A 20,487-nucleotide genomic window follows, 5' to 3' on the forward strand; every position below is an offset into this window, starting at 1 on the left:
GTCCTCCTCTTGGCAAATTTTGAAAAACACTCCGCAGCCGAGGCTGCGAAGTGTCTCTTTACTCAACTTGCTGATAAACAAATATTCACTAAAATATTAATCTCATGTCTATATACTACTCTGAATTGGAATATTTATCAAATCCTTTTTCCGTAATAGGAAAGTATTCTTATTACAGAAACAGTGGATGTACTGCCGATGCACACTTTTGTTCTTTACTGTGCAGTTGCAGCTTTCTCCTCAGCCCATCTCGTAACTACTAAGTCTTTTACTTCGTCCCATGTCATGTTTTTGTTGCAGTACTCAAGAAGAGCTGCGCCGAAATCATCCTTGAATGCCTGGCTGGGGAATGTCGTAAAGTTCCATGTTACGCTGTTCTTTCCATTTTCCATGTAACGATACATCTCTTTTGCAAGAGGATCGGTAGGCTTCTCATCATCGCCGAAGGTAGTGAACGGCGCGGAGTTTCCTAAAGAATTAACCATGTAATCCTTGCCTGTATCGGAAGAAATCATCCAATTAACGAAATCTAAAGTCGCTTTCTGATCTGCTTCGTTCGCCTGGCTGTTTACACACCAGAAGTTCTCTGTACCAGTGCAAAGTCCCTGATTCTCTTCTCCTGAAACGCCGGTGTAGATAGGCATGAATTTAACGTTCTCTTCTTTTACCGTATTGCCTTCTACTGTAGAAATCTGTCCCCATGCCCAGTTGCCGTTCTGAACCATAGCGCACTGTCCGAGAGCGAACTCAGCCATGGAATCCGTAACTGCCTTGCTTCCAAGAAGTCCGGGAGCAACCGTGGAGTTGTTAATGTATAAATCGAAAATGTTCTTGTAGTTATCGGAATATGTGAATTCGATAGCTGCCATGTCACTTACCTTGTTGTCTTTGTATTCGTAGTAAACAGGAACGTTTGCAAGGTGTGTCTGCCATCTCCAGTCTTCGCCGGGAAGAAGAGAGGTGGAAGCGAATACGCCTTCAATACCCAGATCTGCTTTCTTTGCTGTCATATCTTCTACAACTTCTTTCAGCTTATCGAAGGAATTGATTTCGTCAACACTTGCTGCTTTTGCTCCGTCCAGTGCAAAATATGCCTGCATAATAGCGTCATTATAAATGATACCATAGGATTCTACCGTGTAAGGAACGCCGTATGCGCCGCCATCTTCACCGGTAATAGCAAGACCCTTGTCAGAAAGAGCGTTGTAAAGCTCGGAGCCTGATAAATCGAGGCAGTAATCCTTCCAGCTATTGTAACCAACCGGTCCGTTAATCTGGAACAGAGTAGGTGCATCCTGGCCTGCAATTTCAGATTTCAATACTTCTTCGTATGTACCGCTTGCCGCAGTTACGACCTTAACATCTACACCGGTCTCTGAAGTGTAAGCTGCTGCAATCTCCTGCCACTGCTCATCAACTTCGGGCTTGAAGTTCAGGTAGTATACGCTTCCGCCTTCTGCCGCTGCAGTCTCCTCTGCCGGAGCTTCTGCTTCGGGTTCTGTTGTCTCTTCTGCAGGAGCTGTCGTCTCTTCCTTCGCCGCAGGTACTTCTGCTGCAGTGCTGCCGCAGCCAACCAGCATGGAAGAAACCATCGCTACACAAAGTAATGCACTAATCAGTTTCTTTTTCATAATGAATACCTCTCCTTTTAATTGTGAATAAGTTTTTTGGTACCGTTTTCGGTATCGTTATCGGTAACGTTTCCGAACATGTATAAAGCATAGCATTCCGAGTAACAATTTGCAACTGTTTTTTCGTATTTTTTCGTATTTTTGTCACAAATCGCTTAAATGGAATGCTTGTTTTTGTATATATTGAATAATTGACTTTCTTTTACATATTATTTGCCGCATGCATGTTTTTTCTATACTCGGTGGGCGATACTCCACATACATTTCTAAAAATTTTCATAAAGTGTTTTTCGTTCTCGTAACCTACCCTTTTACTGATTTCCACCACACGCATTTCTGTCTGAGCGAGAAGCTTCTTCGCTTCTTCTATCCGGAATTCCTTCAGATAATTCACGAAATTCCTGCCCGTATATTGCTTGAACACATAGGAAAACAGTGAATAATTCATGGATACGTGATTGGAAACCACCGCCATGTTCAAGTCCTTGTCGAAATTCTCCTGAATGAAACCGATAGCCTCCTGCATTTTCTGCTTGTTTTTATAATCGTCGAATTCCTCGTCCAGCCGGTCATGAAATTCCATCAGCCAGCCGGTGAATTCCTCCGTAAAGGAATCGATATCAGGGAAGCTGTAAATATCCTTGAATCGTTCGGCCTCCTGAGTTACCTGCTGCATCACGTTCTGGTAAATTCCCACTATTAAATCGATCAGCGACAGAATGTCCTCCTCGAAAGTGACCGCTGAATATTTCTTCCGCTTCGTATCCTTAACGATCTGCCTTATGCTTGCCAAAGATTCTTCGATCCTGCTTGTCCCGATTTGCTGGGCTATTTGGCGCATCTTTTCAGTATTAGGCTTATCAGTATCCGTACGTATCTCTTCGAAGCTCACCTCATAGCGCCCGGTACAGAAGGCTTCCTTTCTTGCCGCCTTTGCTTCCTTGTAAGCGGCCTTTAAATATTCCACACCTTGATATCTTTTGCTGATTCCTGTATGGCATCCGGACAGTTCTTCCTTAAGGAACCTGTCCTTTTCCGTTCCCATAATTATGTACACCGAACTCTTTTCTATGTCCCGCCAGTACATAAATTCCTCACCTGAGGCTTCCGCGCCCTCCTGCCTCTGGGTACATAGGATATAGTAGTCCTTGCTGACGGTCATACCGTCGAACCACTCCGCGACCATCTGCATCTCCTTGCGGGTCACATCTGACGTCATTACATATTTCAATTGGTTTTTCCCGATGCTTTTTAACTCTTCCTCCTGTGCCTCCCTTTGAATAAGCTCTCTCTGGAAGGTCTCAAGGATCGTTTTTACCTTATCCCGCTCCACAGGCTTCAAAATATATTCCCGTACTCCTCCCCGCAGCATCTCCACCGCGTAAGAGAAGTCGTCGTAACCGCTGACCGCCACGATGAGAGGCTTATGCGGAAGCTCCTGAATAGCCGAAACCAACTCTATCCCGTCCATTTTGGGCATACGGATGTCAGTGAACATTACGTCTATTTTCTGGCTTTGTAATATCTCATAGGCGCTCTGTCCGTTGTTGCACTCTAAAATGGCAGCCACCGGAACCCCGGAGCGCTGTATCATCATCTTAATGCCCTGCCGTATCATTTTTTCATCTTCTACAATGAGTACTGTATTCATTATGCTCCTTCTTTTCTGCGTAAAGGTATCCTTACCATAATCTTCGTGTAACAGCCCAGCTTTGAGGCTATCTCAATTCCATAGCGCTCTCCGAAACTCATCTTTATTCTATCCTGTACGTTCTTTAAACCGATCCCGTTACCGGAGCCGCCGCCGGCTTCGATTTCTCCCGAAATCTTTTTATAAAGCTCGCTTACTTCCTCTTCGCTCATTCCCTTTCCAGCGTCCGTGATCTCTATTATACAATCGTCGCCGTCCACAAAGCCTTTAATGTATATGCTGGTATCCTCCGCCATTTCTTCTATACCATGATAGATAGCGTTTTCCACAATGGGCTGTAAGGACATCTTGGGAATCTCCTGCTTATAAATGATGTCGCTCATATTTAGGGACAGATAGATTTCATAGTCGAAGCGGAGGTTGATCAGCGCAAGATAGTTCTTAATATAGTCGACTTCTTCCTCCACCGTCACGTTGCCGGATACCCATCGCATGCTGTAGCGCAGCAGCTTTCCAAGGGAGGTCACGGCATCTGATATCTCATATTTTTCATCGATTTCCGCCATCATCTTAATGGATTCCAGCACGTTGTATATGAAATGCGTGTTAATCTGATTCTGGAGCGCTTTAATCTCTGAATTCTTCACTAGGCGTTCTCTGTTGATATTGTCCTCCATAAGCTGCCTGATGCGCAGAAGCATCTTGTTTATCTGGGTGCCAAGCTCTCCCATTTCATCCGTACCGCAGCCCTCGATCACCACACCCAGGTCACCCTTTTGCACCTCCCTGATAGAAAAGAGTATGCTATAAAACTGGCTCAAAAGGCTCTTAACTACGAAGTTAATGAGGGCAATCAGGCACACAAGAATTCCCAGCATAATGAGAATAAAAAATGCCCTCATATTGTGGATTCTACCGATTTCCGACGCGATGCTGTCCACATAAATCAGACTGCCCGACAGCTCCTTTACAGGGAGATAGCCTACTACGAAAGGTTCTCCGCCTATTTCTATATAATAGATATGGCTTTCTTCCTCTCCCCTGGAAACTGTATTCTTCAGAATAAATTCTATGTAATTGTCCTGATTTTCTTTTTCCATACCATAATGGCGCTCTCCGCTATCGTCGGCAAAGCAGCTCCACCGCCCCGGACGATTCTCATATAGCTCGGGAAACATGGTGTCCATGGACATAGCTACCTCCAGCACGCCCAGATCGCCGTTTTCAAAATCCACGATGGGCGTTACAAGAGACATTATTTTTTTATTCTGATCCATCACATAGGAGTCAAAAATCATATCTGTGTAATCATATTTCCAGCCATAAATGTCCGCATCTTCAGCCCAGTCCAACCGCTCCATTCTCTCTCTTTTATAGAGGATAGGCATCATTTCCTGAAGTGAGTTGCTGTCCGCATAAACCCTAATCTGATAAAGGTAAGGATTGCTGTTTACCATTCTTTCCAAAGAGGCGATGTTGACATTATAAAATTCCCGCAGTTCCTCCGTGCTCATTGGCTGCCCTTTTTTTATGTTGCCCAGACAATCCGTCAAAAAGGCGTCACTTAAGAAAAACTGAGTAGACATGTTAATGGAATCCACGTTTTTCAGTATCCGGGTATAGCTGCTTTCCATACTATACTCCATACTGCTGTGCTTTTCCCTAACTGCACTTTCCTCCATGCTATAAAAAAGGTACATGGAAAAAAAGACGATGGGAACGATAACGAAAGCAATGATAATAACCGTGAACTTTATATTTAGTTTTAGACCCTGCCATTTTTCTCTTATCTGCTTCATCTTTTTCCATTTTCCATTTTATTGCCGTTAATGAATTCCAAGCTTCTCCTTAGCCTCGATCATCCGCTTCGTCTTTTCCTCCATAACGGCGTCAAATCCAAGCTCTTGCCTCTTTTGCACAAACTCCTCCAAGATGTTGTCGAATTCCTCGTCAGAGGAAGAAAGCAGCAGTTTCGGCAAAAAGCGACCCCAAAGATCTTGTATCTTCATGTCCGCATAGCCCACCTTAGAGTCCGTCTCCAGGTCTATCGTATACTGCTCCAAATAACAGGTGTACGGGTAGGTCCACTCTTCCAACTGTCCGAGAGGCTCCGAAAGCGGTGGCTTCCATTGAAGCTGCATCACATTATTCTGGAACATCCAGTAGGCATCGTCTCCACCGTACAGTCTGTCGTATTCCTTTCTATCTGTGTTGAGGAGATTCCTTACATCCTCTCTTAGGACAGGCTCACCGTCCACCTCGTCATAGGTTACCCCGTCTACGCCCAGGTACGTCACTTTCTGGCCTTCCTCACTGATGAAGTAGCTAAAAAGTGCAATTGCCCTGTCCGGATATTCACAGTTTTTGGAAATGAAGGTCACCGTCCAGCCAGTAATTCCCGGACCAGGAAGCATATAGTTGTCTCCCGCAGAATTCTTCGGACCATCTACCGCGATATAGATGCTCTCAGGATTATTTTTATAAAGCACCTTCTGCTGGGCATCCAGGTCCGTCCGCTGGTAAATCATGCAGAAATATCTGCCTTGCTTTATTTTCTCCTCCATCTGGGTTCTCTGGTCGATAAAGATATCCTCTTTCAGATACCCTTCTTCTCCAAGCTGTCTGAACGCTTTCATCCATCTGATATATTCCGCATCCGTAAATCTGTCATAATATTTTCCGTCCTGCTCATAGGGAACCGCAAGGAAATTCTGCAAAAACTGGTCGAAAGAATCGCAGCCCTTGGAGGTAAACGCATGGGCACCGATAGGAATTAACGGCCGCCCGTCTACAGCAGGAAACATCTCTGCCGCCTTTCGTACTGCCTCCATAAATCCCTCCGGCGTAGTCATATCAGGACTTCCGATGGCCTCGTATATATCTTTGCGCACCAAAAAAGTCTGGTTGGAGCCGATATTGCCGTAGGTCTCGTAATCTTCCTCCAGATAGCTGGAGTTGGGATAGCAATAGATATTACCGTCCTCCCTCGTATACCAGTCGCACACCTTATCGTTCGTCACCCGCCAGAAATATGGGTCATACTCATCCGCCAGCTCATTCAGAGCGTATACCATATCCTGATTAATCATCTCGTCAATCTGAGGTTCCCACCAGCCCAGCGTGATGATATCCGGCAGCGTATCGGAGGAAATGAGCGCATTTAGCTTCTCCGATTCGTTCCCCTTGGGTGTAATGAAGTCGATATTTACTCCGGTATCCTCCGTAATCTTCTTCGAAACGGCGTTGCCGCCCCACGGAGTAGTGAACCATGAGAAGTTGATATACCACTCCAAAGTAACGTTCTCTTTCTTTTCCATTTCTGACGCTTCTGTCACCTCTGGAGAAGGGACTTTTCCTGCTTTTTCTTCTCCAGCCTGCGCTGCACCGCATCCGCATAATCCCAATACCAAAGGTAAAAATGCCGCCAGGAACCTTATCCATTTTCTATCCGAATTCTTTCTTGTATCTCCTGCCATATTCATCTCCACTTAGCCAAAACAGCCTCCCGTTTCTTTATGTCCAATATATCAAATTGTCCATAAATAAACAAGGAGGCTAATCTATTATTCTTTTACACTTCCCGACGAAATGCTGCTGATAATGTATTTCGAGCAGAAGCAGAATACAATGATAATCGGAACTACCGAAATTGCAACTGCTACGTAGGTAGCACCGATATTTTGGGCGATATTCTTCACCGCATTGAGGGAAGCAATCATAACAGGCAGTGTAAACTTCCTCTGGGAATTCAGTATAACGAGCGGAAGCAGGTAGCTGTTCCACGAGCCGATAAAGATACCGATCGCCATGGTGGCAATGCCCGGCGACATGATCGGAAGTCCTATTTTATGGAAAATATAGAACTCGCTTGCCCCGTCGATCCTCGGAGCTTCCAGCAGCGACTTGGGCATCACCGAAAGCAAATACTGCCTGAGAAAAAACACAGTTGCCGGAGAAGCGATGGACGGAACGATGAGCGGAATAAAGCTGTCTATCAGTCCGAGCTTCATGGACAAATCATAAAAGCCTAAAAGTCCAAGCTGTGCCGGAATCATCATGGAAACAATGATAATGGTAAAAATCACTTTTCTTCCCTTAAACCGGTAGAAAGCAAAGCCGAATGCAGTAAGTGATGAAAAGTAAGCTGCTAACGCCGTGCTGAGTACCGAGATAAAGATACTGTTGGCAAAGCCCCGTGGAATATTCAGATTCTCTTTGACCACTTCCCAGTTTTTTATCAGATAATCACCGGGAATCAAGGTAAAGCTCTTCATGATATCGGTGCCCTCTCTCGTAGAGTTTACTAACATCATGATAAAGGGCAGAAGGCATATTGTTGAAAGCAGAAGGAGCAGCAGATAAATAATCGTTTGATTTACTTTCTTTGTCATTTAGTCCTCCTCCTTCCTTTTTTTCGAGTACATCATCAGGTATACCAAGATGGAACATATGCAAATGATGAAGAAAAGGATAAACGCTATAGCGCCCGCATATCCTATCTGTCTGTTCTTAAACGCCATCGTATACAAGTGCATAACTGCCGTATTTACCGCACGCACCTGCTTCTGCTGACCTAATGTCATCAGATAAGGAATATCGAATAGCTGCAGACCTCCGATCAAGGAAGTAATCGCTACGTAAAGCATGATCGGTTTTAAAAGAGGAAGGGTAATCTTCCCGAAGACCTTCCATCTCCCTGCTCCGTCGATAGCTGCAGCCTCGTAATAATCCCTGTTAATTCCCTGAACACCCGCCATAAGCATGATAAAGGAATTGCCGAACCACATCCACGCGCCGATGACCCCCACCGCAGTGCGCAGCAAAGGAGGAGTTCCCATCCAGTCCACGCTCTCACTTATGAGTCCGATTCCTTTAAGAATTTGGTTGAAAGAACCGAATTTCCAGTCTAGCATCGTTTTGAACAGATAAGCCACGGAAGTAGCTGCAATCAAGTTCGGAAGATAAAACAAAGCCCTGAAAATGCTAAGGCCCCTCGTTCGGTACTTCATGTCACTAAATACTATCGTCAGCAGGAACGCTATACCAAGCTGTAAAATAATATTGATGCCCCATATTCTTACCGTATTTCCAAACGCTTCCCATAGTAATTTGTCCTTAAATACCCTTATGTAGTTGGTGAGTCCTACCCATGTAGGAACATTGAAGCCGCTGTAATCCGTAAAGCTCAAATACAGAGTACGGGCTACAGGGTAGATATTAAATGTTAGAAACACCAAAACAAAGGGTGCAATAAACGCATACCCCATGTTATCCCGATTGTGAAGCCCTTTTGTTTTCTTTGTTTTATCCGCTGCCTTCACCTTTCCACCCGCTTTCTTTTCCATCTGTTTTTATCATTCAATCGGGAATCACGGTGTGACCCGTGATTCCCGAGCAGTAGCTTTTAACTTTTTCCTTATCTTACTACCGTAATTTCAGGGAAGGTAGCCTCTACCTGCATGTAGAAATCTTCAATCGCCTCTTCCTTCGTCATCTCACCTTTTTGTACCGCTTCGATGGATGCACCCCAGAAACCGCCGATGGTATCATCATACTTCGTCTTTACTGAATAATCGATATTTTGAGCTTCCCCCATGTAGAACTCATATGTCTTCTGATTGCCGAAAGATTCGTTGGTATAATCTTTATTCGCTTCCAGAACTGCTGTGTTGGATACAACGTCGCCATTGGACTTCTCCAGCCACCACTGCGCGGTTTCGTCATTCAACGTACAATATTTCACGAAATCCCAAGCCGCATCCTTTTTCTCGCTGTATGCACTGATTCCCAGGAAGGTACCGCCGCCGAAGTAAGAGGAAGGTCCTTTACAGATTCCGAAGTTACCCTTGTTGTCCGCTGCGTTATCGCGAACGATCAGCGCGCCCCAAGAAGGTAAGGAATAAGAAAATACCTGTGTCATATCAGCACCCTCTAATTCTGCCAGATCACTCCAGCCTGCATTCAAGGGAAGTTCACCTGCCATGGAAGCATACCATGCAGCAGACCATTCGGGAGCAAAAGCTACCAGTTCATCCTGATATAAATTAGCCGCTGTATCCATGTATGCTATTGCTGTATCGCTTAAGTTCAGGACATCATCCTTAACCCATGGTTCCTGCGTATTTACATACCATCTTAAATTACCTGTATCAGAAAAAATTCTATAGCCCGCATCCTTTACTTCTTTTGCCGTTGCAAGAATGGTATCGAAATCTTTGAATTTCTCTGAAATGAATTGAGGATCGTCATTGCCATAAATTTCTTTTGCAAGGTCACGGCGGTAAATGATACTTCCGGGAGTTACCTGATAGCTGAGTGCTCTCTGGATACCCTGATCATCCTTACCCGCTTCGTATACGTAATCTACGATAGTGTCCTTATAGTCATCTACGTTATATTGTGACAAATCATCAAAAAATCCTGCTTCAAAAAAGTTCGGAAGCATCTGGGGCTCTCCTACGATTACATCCGCCTCGCTGGATTTTGCACCGAGTGCAGAGGTAAGCTTTGTAGGATAATCCGCCGGAGCAATTACCACTACCTCTACTTCTTTTCCCGTTTCTTCCGTATAACGTGCTGCAAACTGTTCTAAGTCTGCTGCCAGCGTCCATACTACGATTTTATCATCGCTTCCCGCAGCAGTGTCAGTGTCTTTTGCCTCTGTCGTTTCTTCTGCACTGTCCTTCGTCTCCGTATCGGATGTCCCACTTGTTGTGCTGGCACTTCCTCCGCATGCTGCAAGAGATAATGTCATCATTCCGGCAAGCATTAATGCCGTAAGTCTTTTAAACTTCATTTCATATCCTCCTTTTTCATACCTGTTAGTAGATAACTTCATTATATAGACTTATAAAAACGTTTTTAATACTTCATTTTTTAAAAAGGTGTCTTTTTTTTAGATTATCGTCTTTAGAACAAATGTGAGCTTCACACGCTCCCGCAGCCAAGCACTTCGGCAGCACAGCTTTTGTTCTGTGCGCGTAGCTGCGCATATTTGCCCGAAGGCTTTTATGTAATAGGGGCGCATTCGTTACTGTTCACACAGTAGCTTAACACTTGCTGTTAAGCTGCGTAAGAACGTGATACAAGAGATGATTTCTGTTTCGCGTAGCGAATTTAAATGCAGAAATCACGTGTTACTGAGAACGAAGTGAACAGTAACGTACTTTCCTATTACATAAAAATTATGCACCGTAGCATACGGTGGAAATCGTATGGGGCTGCAGCGTAAGCTGCCCGCCCAGGCCGCTTTCTCGAATGGTTACCTCTACCGCAGACTCCGACTTGTTAAGGAGGACGATTACCCGCTCTCCGTCGGGATTTAAAAAGCCGGCTGCTTCGATTTTATCGGTATAGCGGCTGGTCTCTATTTTTCTTGCTCCTCGCTTAATGTACCTGCTGAACTGTCCTATGTAATAATAAGAAAGCCGCTTTTTGAGATTATCTTCTCCGGGCACACACATCATGGGCGCAGCACAGAAATTCCCTACATGGTTAGGCCCTCCCTTATCGTCCAGCAAGAGATTCCAGTCGAAAAAGGCTTCTACTCCTGCTTTTAAATTGCCCAGCATGTCGTGAGCGTACATCTCCGCCTTGGCTACCTCCGAGGAATCCGCAAAGCGGGAATATTCCACGCATCCCTCCGTAAAGAAAAGAGATTTTTCAGGAAATCTCCTCTTTACCGCTTCTAATGCTTCAAAATGATCCCCTGAATACCAATGCACTGCGACTCCTGCCACCTCGTCTGATGTCTCCTGCGACGCAAATACCGCCTTCGCCCGGTCGTATACCTCATCCTTGTTGTGGTCCCATATGAAGATTTTAATATGATTTAAAGAAGCTGCCGCCAGCGCCGGGGCAAGATGCTTTCTCACAAACAGCGCCTCCTCCTCCGGAGTGTAGATACAGGAATCCCACGTCTGCACAGCCATAGGCTCGTTTTGAATGGTAAGATAACCGATCCTGATTCCTTCTTTTTCATATTCCTGAATATAGCGAACGATATAGTTTGCCCAGACACTGTAGTATTCTTCCCTCAGCTTACCGCCGTTGTTCATATTCCCATTAGTCTTCATAAATGCCGGTGGAGACCACGGGGATGCCAGAAAATAAAGCTTTGAAGAGCTTTCCGCCATCGCATCCTTTATCATCGGAATCATATTCTCCCTATCGTGGGCAATATTGAAGCTCTTAAGCTCTCTGTCTCCTTCCTCGATATAGGTATAGTTTCCAAGAGCAAAATCACAGCTATGAATGTGAGTACGGCCCAGATTATATCTAAGTCCGTCCTTTCCGAAATAGCCTTCGATCACCGCCCGTTTATTTGCCTCCCCAAGCTTGGAATAATTATAGGTGCTGGCCTCGGTAAATGCGCCTCCGAAACCTTGTATCACATGTCCTTTCAGTTCAGGATAAATATTTACCAGATGCGCATAGTCCTCCGTCTTGCCTACCGGAATATCCGTTTCTTTCCAAAATTCATTCTTCGAGTAATCTGTCGTAATACATCTCATAATGCCTCTGCCCTCTTCCTTCCTTAATTGAATCCTTGTGAAATCCGCAGATTTTTAAGTATAAGCTTGCCTCTTATCAGACGAATTTCTCTATCAGCTTTCATTTTATCTTTGTTTATCATATAAATAAAAACGTTTTTATTCAGTCTTTCATTTTTTAATAAGGTGTCGTTTTTTTATAATTGTCACGAACACCAGCTATATGCTATACTGTTACAGTTCAGCCTCACGTCCGAACTGCTGCCGAGAATGCATAGGAGTTATATACGGCAGGGAGCCATCGAGGGGGAATGTCATACCTACACTCATTGAAAAAATGAATATGTTGAAACGGAGATTGTTATGAGTATTTTAAATGTGGAAAATCTGACTCACGGCTTTGGTGACAGAGCCATTTTTAACGATGTATCCTTTCGTTTATTGAAGGGAGAACATATCGGCTTGATCGGTGCCAACGGAGAAGGTAAGTCTACCTTTATGAATATTATTACGAACAGGCTCATGCCTGATGAAGGAAAAATCGAGTGGGCTAAAAATGTGCGCGTAGGCTATCTGGATCAGCATACCGCGCTGGAAAAAGGAATGTCGATTCGCGATGTCCTATCCTCCGCATTCTCCTTTCTTTTTAAAATGGAAGCAGAAATGAACGAGATTTGCGATAAGATGGGAACAGCCACGGAGGATGAACTTGAGCAGTATATGGAAGATTTGGGTACCATTCAGGATCTTCTCACCATGCATGACTTCTACATGATCGACGCCAAGGTGGAGGAGGTCGCACGGGCGCTGGGCCTTACCGATATCGGGCTGGATAAGGATGTTACCGATTTAAGCGGCGGCCAGAGAACCAAGGTCTTACTGGCAAAGCTTTTATTAGAAAAACCCGATATTCTTCTCCTGGACGAGCCTACCAACTATCTTGATGCAGAGCATATCGAATGGTTGAAGAGGTATCTGAACGATTATGAGAATGCGTTCATCCTTATCTCACATGATATACCTTTTTTAAACAGCGTCATCAACCTGATTTACCATATGGACAATCAATCGTTAGACCGTTACGTCGGAGACTATGACAAGTTCCTGGAGGTCTATGCCATGAAAAAATCTCAGTTGGAGGCTGCCTATAATAAGCAGCAAAAGGAAATCGCTGACTTGAAGGACTTCGTAGCGCGCAATAAAGCCAGAGTGGCTACGAGAAATATGGCCATGTCGCGCCAGAAAAAGCTGGATAAAATGGATATGATCGAGCTTGCAGCAGAAAAACCCAAGCCGGAGTTCCATTTCAGGGAAGCCCGAACTCCCGGACGGTATATCTTCCAGTCCAGGGAGCTTGTAATCGGATATACGGAGCCGCTTTCCTCGCCTTTAAATCTGGAAATGGAACGGGGACAAAAAATTGCTCTTATCGGTGCCAACGGCATCGGCAAATCCACCCTGTTAAAAAGCATCCTCGGGCTCATTCCTTCTCTGTCCGGCAGTGTTACGCAAGGGGATTATTTGAACATCGGTTATTTCGAGCAGGAAGCCGACCAGAAGGTTACCACTACATGCATAGAAGAAATATGGAAGGAATTCCCTTCCTACTCCCAGTATGAGGTGCGTTCTGCTCTCGCCAAATGCGGACTGACAACCAAACATATCGAGAGCCTGGTAAAGGTGCTGAGCGGAGGGGAGCAGGCGAAAGTTAGATTATGTAAACTAATTAACCGTGAGACTAACGTCCTCCTTCTGGACGAGCCTACCAACCATCTGGATGTGGATGCCAAGGCAGCGCTTAAACGAGCTCTTACCGCATACAGAGGAAGCATCCTCCTCGTCTGCCACGAGCCGGAGTTCTACGAAGGGCTGGTTACCGATGTGTGGGATTGCACGAAGTGGACGACGAAGGTTTTCTAATCAAATAGAACACAAGAATGCGGCTTTCGATTCAAAAGCCGCACTCTTGTGCATTAAGACAATCTGGTATTCATTATTTCCATTCGCCGCATGTGATTTTTCTAATTTCCTCCAAATCAGATGTGTATTTACTGTTGTTTGTTTATTTGTATGTTTTGAGGCTCAACTTGCTGGCTGACAAGGTGAGTCTTATTTTTGTCCATACCCCAAGCATTCTAAAAAATTTCAGAAAGTCTATTACTGTATATATCTAGTATTCTGTACCGTTGACTTATAACCAGTTCACATTATTTCAAACAATATATCACCTAACGAGATTGGCTGGAATACCTCTTCCTGAATCCTGCTGTTAAAGACAATGTAAACAGACACAAACATAACCACCGGTAGCTATCTTATTATTATATGAACATACTCGACAAAATATGACAACAAAAACATATATATGCATACTATAAAATGAGGATAAAATAATTACAATACCAAAAGGAGATGAAAATATGTCATTACCGATCTTTCCGGAGGTAAGCCCTCCGATCAGCAGAGATGATGCTATAAATTATATTTTGGCTTCCATCGCTTTGGAAGAACTAGGATTAAGTCATATTTTGAACGCTGAAGGCGAAAAGATTCAATTTGCATTGGGAACACTTCCCGGTATAACCGGTCCTAATGCAACTATAGGAGAAGTCATTGAAGTAAATCAAAATGTTCTCGCTATTTTGGACAGTGCTGCCCAAAATCAGGTTATTTTAAATTCTAAGCTGAGAAATGCTCTTGCAGCATCCACGCTTCAGGGACCGACTGGACCAACTGGGCCCACCGGACCTTCCGGCGGACCAACAGGACCAACTGGACCGACAGGGGCTACCGGGGCTACTGGCGCTACCGGCGCTACCGGACCGACTGGGGCTACTGGATCTACCGGCGCTACCGGACCGACTGGGGCTACTGGATCTACCGGCGCTACGGGACCGACTGGCGCTACGGGCGCTACCGGGGCTACTGGACCGACTGGGGCTACGGGCGCTACCGGGGCTACAGACCCCGTGATTTAAGGAAAACTGCAAAAACCCTTATTCCATGCTGGATAAGGAGATACAAAATAAAATATGAGCTATCACATTACACAGGATACCGCCTAATTGGACAAGATAGGCGGTATTTTTGTGTCTGGATAGCGGAACTTCGGGGCAACTTGGCCCGAAGTGAAAAGGAGGGATTGCAAATACCCCGTTGGGCTTGATTAAAAAATCAGGCCCTTTTTTCATGCCATAAAACAGACAAGGAGGAAAAACGCATGGCAAAAAATGAGCTAAACAAGCCGGACGAAGTAAAAACCGCCCCTGCACAGGAACCCACGGCAGAAGAAAAAAGCACTCCCGCACCCATGCCGGAGATTGGCGGTGAAGCTCCTGCCCCGGAAAAGACAGCCGAGGAAACAGCGGCGCTCCCCCATGAGGACGAAGCCACCCTGCATGAAGCCGATAAGGACAGGCCGGAAATACCTACCTCCATTGACATTCCCGCCCCCGGCGATGTGGTGGTTTCCTTTGACAAAATCAATGAGATTGTTTCTAGGAAACAGGCGGTGGTAAAGGAAGCGGAGCAGACCGCCCCCGAAAAGCAGGAAGTGGAAAAATCAGCCCCTACTGAAAAAACGGCAAAGCCGGAGAAAACAAGCCCAGATAAGAAAAATGATAGTAAGTCCAAAACTGCCGAAAAAGCTGATAAAAAGCCCTCCCGTCCTGCCAAACAGGAAAAAGCAACGGCTGTAAAATTGGAGAAGACGGATAAACCGAAACAGGACGAAGAAATTGGCAGAGTGGCTTCTGCTTCCCCGCAAGCTACGGAACAGGTACAGCAGGAAACGCCACCCCCTGCCCCGGAACTGCCGCCCGAACCGAGGGAAGCACCCCGCCCCGGCGAACAGGAACAGATTGTTTACCTCAATCTTTCCGAGCTTTTTGCTTTCAAAGACCACCCGTTTCAAGTCCGCAATGATGAAGAAATGGCGGCAATGGTAGAAAGCGTCAAGGACAAGGGCGTTACCCAGCCTGCCATTGTGCGCCCTCGCGAAGATGGCGGCTATGAAATCGTATCCGGCCACCGCCGCCAGAAAGCCAGCGAATTAGCCGGATTTATGGATATGCCTTGTATTATCCGTAACATGACGGACGAACAGGCTATCACGCAGATGGTAGAGGACAACACCAACCAGCGTGAAAATATCCTGCCCAGCGAACGGGCCAAAGCACTGCAAATGCAGTTGGAAGCCATTAAGAAGCAGGGCGCACGAACCGGCAACGGACAACGCTCCAATGAGGTAGTAGCCGAGCGCAATAAAATGACGGTCAAGCAGGTTCAGCGGTATATCAAGCTCAATGAGCTGGTTCCTGACCTCATAAAAATGGTGGACGAAAAGAAAATCGCATTCACTCCCGCCGTGGAGCTTGCGTTCATTGCGCCCAAAAGTCAACGGTATATTGCTATCGCCATTGAGGGTCAGCAGTCGGCTCCCTCACTCTCACAGGCACAGCGTATGCGTGACCTTGACCAAAAGAAGCTGTTAAACCCCGATGTGATTGACGGAATCATGTTAGAAGAAAAAAAGGAGGCAGACAAAGTGATTATTTCAAGTCAGGAACTTTCCCAGTATTTCGGCAAGGAAAAAACACCCCGCGAGATGAAGGATACTATTATGAAGCTGCTTGAGGAAAACAAGGCAAAACTGAAAGAGGTTTCGGCTCCTCAAAAGAAAGCCGAACAGGAAAAATAAGCACTTCGGGTCAAATTGGCCCGAAGTCGGTGTATGCGGGGCTTTGCCCCGCACCCCAAAGCTCTAAGGATATGAATATATTCCCCGTCGCTGCTTGTTGGGTAGCATAACCGGGAAAATCGGTCAAGAGTGCGAAGCACCGCCCACGGCGGCTATGCTCTTGACGGATTTCTCCCGGTTATGCTTTAAGGCGGTCAAGCGACGGGGATATATATTCCTTTGAGCTGCCCCCTTTCCATGAGTGGAAAGGGCGGGGGGATAGGTTGATACATTCAGCGCAACAAGAATGGAGGTGCTTAAACAATGAAACGACCTTTAGCGTACATTACTGCCGCATGGTGCGGTAATCACGATACGGATAGCAAACAGGCGGAGCAGTACTGCCGGGCAGTCTATGAAGCCGGATTTTCCCCGGTTTGCCCGACCCTGTATCTTCCGCTTTTTCTCAATGACGCAATCCCGGAGGAACATAAAAGCGGCATTGATATGAGCCGGGATCTCCTGCGCCGTTCTCATGTGCTTGTCGTATGCGGAAACGATATTGACGAGAACGTGAAAAACGACATTGCCGTTGCCGGGCGGTTGAACATCACGGCAACCACGCTAGACGGGATTCTGGCCGTGAAAACACAGGGACAGGAAAAAGACCATGCTTGAAGCCTTTATTACCAATCTCGGACGGTATAACGAGGGATATTTGGACGGGGAGCCTTTGAAGCTCCCCGCCGCCAATGCAGAACGATAACCAACTCCGGGCCAACTTGTCCCGAAGTGCGAAAGGAGGTAAAAGCCTATGGCAAAAACAAAAACCACCGCCGAACCAATTTTGGAAAATGAACACGTCAAGGAACTTTTGGCGATATTGAGGGAAAACAATTCACCATCCACAAAGGATTTTCTTTCGGTTCTGAATCAAGTTGGCGCTATGGAAAAACAGCTTGACGCTGCTGTAAAGGAGCTTGCCGCTATGCGGCAGGAACTCCGAACAGCGCAGGAGCAAAATCACCCGGTTAAGACCGCTTTGCAAAAAGCGGTCATTGTCATGCAGGGTCAGGTACTTGACCTGCGGGAGAAATTAGCGGAGCTAAAGCAAAGCGTCATAGACGGCTGCAAAAATGCTATTACTGCTTTTAAGGAAACCGGCATTTCTGCGCTGGATAACGTGGCCCGGTTCTTCAAGGTACGCCCCATCTTAGAAGCCATGCGGGATATGCTCACAAAGGATATTCAGTATGACGATAAGGCCATTGCCAAAATTGAAGCCATCAGCACCGAATACCATCAGGCCGGGAGGCATTTGAAAAACATGGGCCGTGCCATGCTTGGCAGAGAAGCGGCACAGGAAGAAAAACAGCCCGGCAGGCTGGCGGCAGTCATATCCGCTCCATTCCGTGCGGAGCGTTCCCACTTTTCCCGCATAAAAGGCCATGTAGAAAAATCGCTGAATACGCTGGCACGGTTAGAAGAACGGGCGACAGAGAAAAAGCCCTCTATCCGGGAAGCTCTTGCGACCCACAATGAAAAAATCGCGCAGGCACAAAAGGACGCTCCCACCACAGAACGCCCCTGCCCTGCCAATGCAGAAAGGTAGGCAACTTCGGGCCAACTTGACCCGAAGTCTTCCCGCCTGTAATATTGCTGTATCTGGCAGGAAAGGAGGAAATTCATGCAGGAAGATATTGAACGCCGGACAGTCGCCCTATCCGTCAATGCCACAAAGCTGACGGGCCGGACGCTGGCAAAGGTGTTGGCGGCAGCACTCCGGCAGATACAAAAGGGTCATCAGAAACGGCAGACCCCACAGGGCAGACAGAGCGTAAAAAAGCTGATGAACCACGGTGTTTCTACAAACAGTCTTGACCTGTCCGGGGATACGAAGCTCTTTGACCGTGTGGCCCGGAAATACAATGTAGATTATGCTTTTTATAAAACTGGGCCGGACAAATATTTATTATTCTTCAAAGCCGGACAGGCAGACGCGATTACCGCCTGTTTTGGCGAATACACAAAGCTGGTGCTGAACAGGGGCAAGAGTCACCGCCCCTCTATTCTAAAACAATTGAAAAACTTTTCTGACAAGGAGCGTACCAAACCACGCCAAAAGGAACGAAAACGGGAGGTGACGCAGAATGAACGATAAAATCCGTAAATATGTAATTCCCAATGTTTCCTATCTGTTCGTTCTGTGGTTCTTTCTAAAGCTCGGCACAGCCTACCGCCTTGCGGCAGGTGCAGACTTCGGAAATAAGCTGGTTGGCATGATAAAAACTATAAGCCCGGCGTTTGATTCCTTTACGCCGGGCTTTGTGCTTTCCGATTGGCTCATTGGCCTTGCCGGGGCAGTCATACTCCGGCTGGTGGTATGGTATAAGGTAAAAAACGCAAAAAGGTTTCGGAGGGATGTGGAATATGGCTCGGCCCGGTGGGGAAAGGCAAAGGACATCAAGCCCTTTATCGACCCAAAATTCAGCAACAACGTAATACTAACCGGCACAGAGCTTCTTACCATGAACACCCGACCCGCCAATCCCGCCAACGCCCGAAACCTTAACTGCTGTATCATAGGCTCCAGCGGAAGCGGAAAAACCCGATTTTGGCTGACCCCACAACTCTTGCAGGCTCATTCATCCTATGTGGTGGTTGATCCAAAGGGCGGAATTTTAGAGCAGGTCGGCTCTTTCCTGAAAAAGCAGGGCTACAAAATCAAGGTATTCAACAGCATAGATTTTTTAAAATCCATGCACTATAACCCGCTGGCCTACTTAAAGACGGAAAGCGATATTTTGAAGTTTGTAAATGCTCTGATTGAGAATACGAAGGGCGACGGCAAAGAGGGCGACCCGTTCTGGACGAAAGCGGAAATACTTTTGTATTGCGCTCTTATCGGCTATATCGTCTTTGAGGGGCCGGAGGAAGAACGCCATATCAATACCCTTGTGGATATGCTGAATAGCATGGAAACACGGGAAGATGATGAAAATTTCAAGAATGCCGTGGACTATATGTTCCTTGGCTTGGAAAGGCGTAATCCCAACCATTTTGCGGTGCGCCAGTATAAGAAATTCAAGCTCGCCAGTGGGAAAACCTCGAAAAGTATTCTAATTTCCTGCGGAGCCAGATTAGCTCCCTTTGATATTGGACAGCTCCGGGAGATTATGAGCTATGATGAAATGGGGCTTGACCGCATGGGCGATAAGAAAACCGCCACCTTTTTCATCATCAGTGACACCAACACGACTTATAACTTTATTGTTGCCCTTGCCTTTTCGCAGATGTTCAATCTTTTGTGCGAACGGGCCGACAGCAAATACGGCGGCAGGCTTCCCAATCATGTAAGGGTATTATGGGACGAAGCTGCCAATACCGGGCAAGTGCCACAGCTCGAAAAGCTGGTAGCGGTTATCCGTTCTCGTGAAATCAGTTTATGTCTGTTTTTACAGGCACAATCACAACTCAAAGCCTTATATAAAGACCACGCTGAAACCATTATGGGAAATATGGACAGCGTGATTTTTCTTGGTGGGCGAGAACATTCCACCATCAAGGAGCTTTCGGAGGTCTTGGGGAAAGAAACCATTTCCATGCAGACGGAAAGCCGGACACGGGGCCAGTCGGAAAGTTACGGGCAGAATATGCAGCGGCTCGGCAAGGAGCTTATGACAATGGACGAATTGACCACTATGCCGGGCAACAAGTGCATTTTACAGCTTCGTGGCTTGCGTCCATTCCATTCCCCGAAATACGATTTGAAACAGCACCCCAACTACAAGTATACCGCCGAAGCCGACAAGCGCAACACGTTTGACGCTTCAAAGCTGGTAAACCGGCGCATGAAAAAGCTCAATCCCAATGAGCAGTATACCGTTTATGAAGTAAGTGCTGACGAGGAAAACCCCACCATAGACGAGAACGAGGACATTCTCAACTATGATGATGTGGACGACCCGGAAGCATTTGCCTGACTTCGGGTCAACTTGGCCCAAAGTTATAATACCCCACCATTTTGCTAACTGG

Annotated in this window: 16 protein-coding genes; 8 read left to right on the forward strand and 8 right to left on the reverse strand. The window is 46.2% G+C overall.

Features of this window, described 5'->3' with window-relative positions; translation table 11 throughout:
* Positions 1–215 precede the first annotated feature (215 nt).
* The 8 genes from CC90_RS0121070 to CC90_RS0121105 all read right to left on the reverse strand — a co-directional run bounded on the left by CC90_RS0121070 (position 216) and on the right by CC90_RS0121105 (position 11,795).
* Positions 216–1,631, reverse strand: a complete 1,416-nt coding sequence (locus tag CC90_RS0121070; protein WP_031392694.1) for an ABC transporter substrate-binding protein — start codon at positions 1,629–1,631, stop codon at positions 216–218.
* 202 nt (positions 1,632–1,833) lie between these two features.
* On the reverse strand, positions 1,834–3,282 hold the full coding sequence (locus CC90_RS0121075) for a response regulator transcription factor (protein ID WP_031392695.1): 1,449 nt from the start codon (positions 3,280–3,282) through the stop codon (positions 1,834–1,836).
* The gene (locus tag CC90_RS0121080; protein ID WP_031392696.1) at positions 3,282–5,081 is read right to left on the reverse strand and encodes a sensor histidine kinase; all 1,800 of its coding nucleotides are present in this window, start codon (positions 5,079–5,081) and stop codon (positions 3,282–3,284) included. Before CC90_RS0121080 ends, CC90_RS0121075 begins: the two co-directional genes overlap by 1 nt.
* Positions 5,082–5,108: 27 nt before the next feature.
* Complete coding sequence (locus CC90_RS0121085) at positions 5,109–6,758, reverse strand: extracellular solute-binding protein (protein WP_051869938.1); 1,650 nt, start codon at positions 6,756–6,758, stop codon at positions 5,109–5,111.
* Between the two features lie 87 nt (positions 6,759–6,845).
* Complete coding sequence (locus CC90_RS24085) at positions 6,846–7,673, reverse strand: carbohydrate ABC transporter permease (RefSeq protein ID WP_031392698.1); 828 nt, start codon at positions 7,671–7,673, stop codon at positions 6,846–6,848.
* Positions 7,674–8,627, reverse strand: coding sequence for a carbohydrate ABC transporter permease (locus CC90_RS24090; protein ID WP_031392699.1), 954 nt, complete (start codon positions 8,625–8,627; stop codon positions 7,674–7,676).
* Positions 8,628–8,698: 71 nt separating this feature from the next.
* Complete coding sequence (locus tag CC90_RS0121100) at positions 8,699–10,078, reverse strand: ABC transporter substrate-binding protein (RefSeq protein ID WP_031392700.1); 1,380 nt, start codon at positions 10,076–10,078, stop codon at positions 8,699–8,701.
* Between the two features lie 388 nt (positions 10,079–10,466).
* Positions 10,467–11,795: a glycoside hydrolase family 30 protein gene (locus CC90_RS0121105; RefSeq protein WP_031392701.1), complete on the reverse strand. Its 1,329-nt coding sequence runs from the start codon at positions 11,793–11,795 to the stop codon at positions 10,467–10,469.
* A gap of 342 nt (positions 11,796–12,137) precedes the next feature.
* On the opposite strand from CC90_RS0121105, the gene CC90_RS0121110 reads away from it, so the two are divergent.
* From CC90_RS0121110 to CC90_RS0121145, 8 genes are all read left to right on the forward strand, one after another.
* A complete protein-coding gene (locus tag CC90_RS0121110; RefSeq protein WP_031392702.1) occupies positions 12,138–13,694 on the forward strand; it encodes an ABC-F family ATP-binding cassette domain-containing protein in 1,557 nt (518 codons plus the stop codon).
* Positions 13,695–14,194: 500 nt separating this feature from the next.
* On the forward strand, positions 14,195–14,752 hold the full coding sequence (locus tag CC90_RS0121115; RefSeq protein ID WP_035316009.1) for a hypothetical protein: 558 nt from the start codon (positions 14,195–14,197) through the stop codon (positions 14,750–14,752).
* Between the two features lie 242 nt (positions 14,753–14,994).
* Entirely contained in the window at positions 14,995–16,473 is a 1,479-nt protein-coding gene (locus CC90_RS0121120) for a ParB/RepB/Spo0J family partition protein (protein WP_031392704.1), read from the forward strand.
* Between the two features lie 303 nt (positions 16,474–16,776).
* Entirely contained in the window at positions 16,777–17,130 is a 354-nt protein-coding gene (locus tag CC90_RS0121125) for a DUF7768 domain-containing protein (protein WP_031392705.1), read from the forward strand.
* Complete coding sequence (locus CC90_RS24095) at positions 17,123–17,218, forward strand: antirestriction protein ArdA (RefSeq protein WP_242843367.1); 96 nt, start codon at positions 17,123–17,125, stop codon at positions 17,216–17,218. Before CC90_RS0121125 ends, CC90_RS24095 begins: the two co-directional genes overlap by 8 nt.
* A gap of 48 nt (positions 17,219–17,266) precedes the next feature.
* The gene (locus CC90_RS0121135; protein ID WP_031392706.1) at positions 17,267–18,064 is read left to right on the forward strand and encodes a DUF6674 family protein; all 798 of its coding nucleotides are present in this window, start codon (positions 17,267–17,269) and stop codon (positions 18,062–18,064) included.
* Positions 18,065–18,139: 75 nt separating this feature from the next.
* A complete protein-coding gene (locus CC90_RS0121140; RefSeq protein WP_031392707.1) occupies positions 18,140–18,613 on the forward strand; it encodes a PcfB family protein in 474 nt (157 codons plus the stop codon).
* Positions 18,603–20,435 (forward strand): VirD4-like conjugal transfer protein, CD1115 family, encoded by a 1,833-nt coding sequence (locus CC90_RS0121145; protein WP_031392708.1) that lies wholly within the window; start codon positions 18,603–18,605, stop codon positions 20,433–20,435. The genes CC90_RS0121140 and CC90_RS0121145 overlap by 11 nt, the downstream gene beginning before the upstream one ends.
* Positions 20,436–20,487: the final 52 nt, after the last annotated feature.

The sequence above is a fragment of the Kineothrix alysoides genome, from assembly GCF_000732725.1.
In the GTDB taxonomy this organism is placed as follows: domain Bacteria; phylum Bacillota; class Clostridia; order Lachnospirales; family Lachnospiraceae; genus Kineothrix; species Kineothrix alysoides.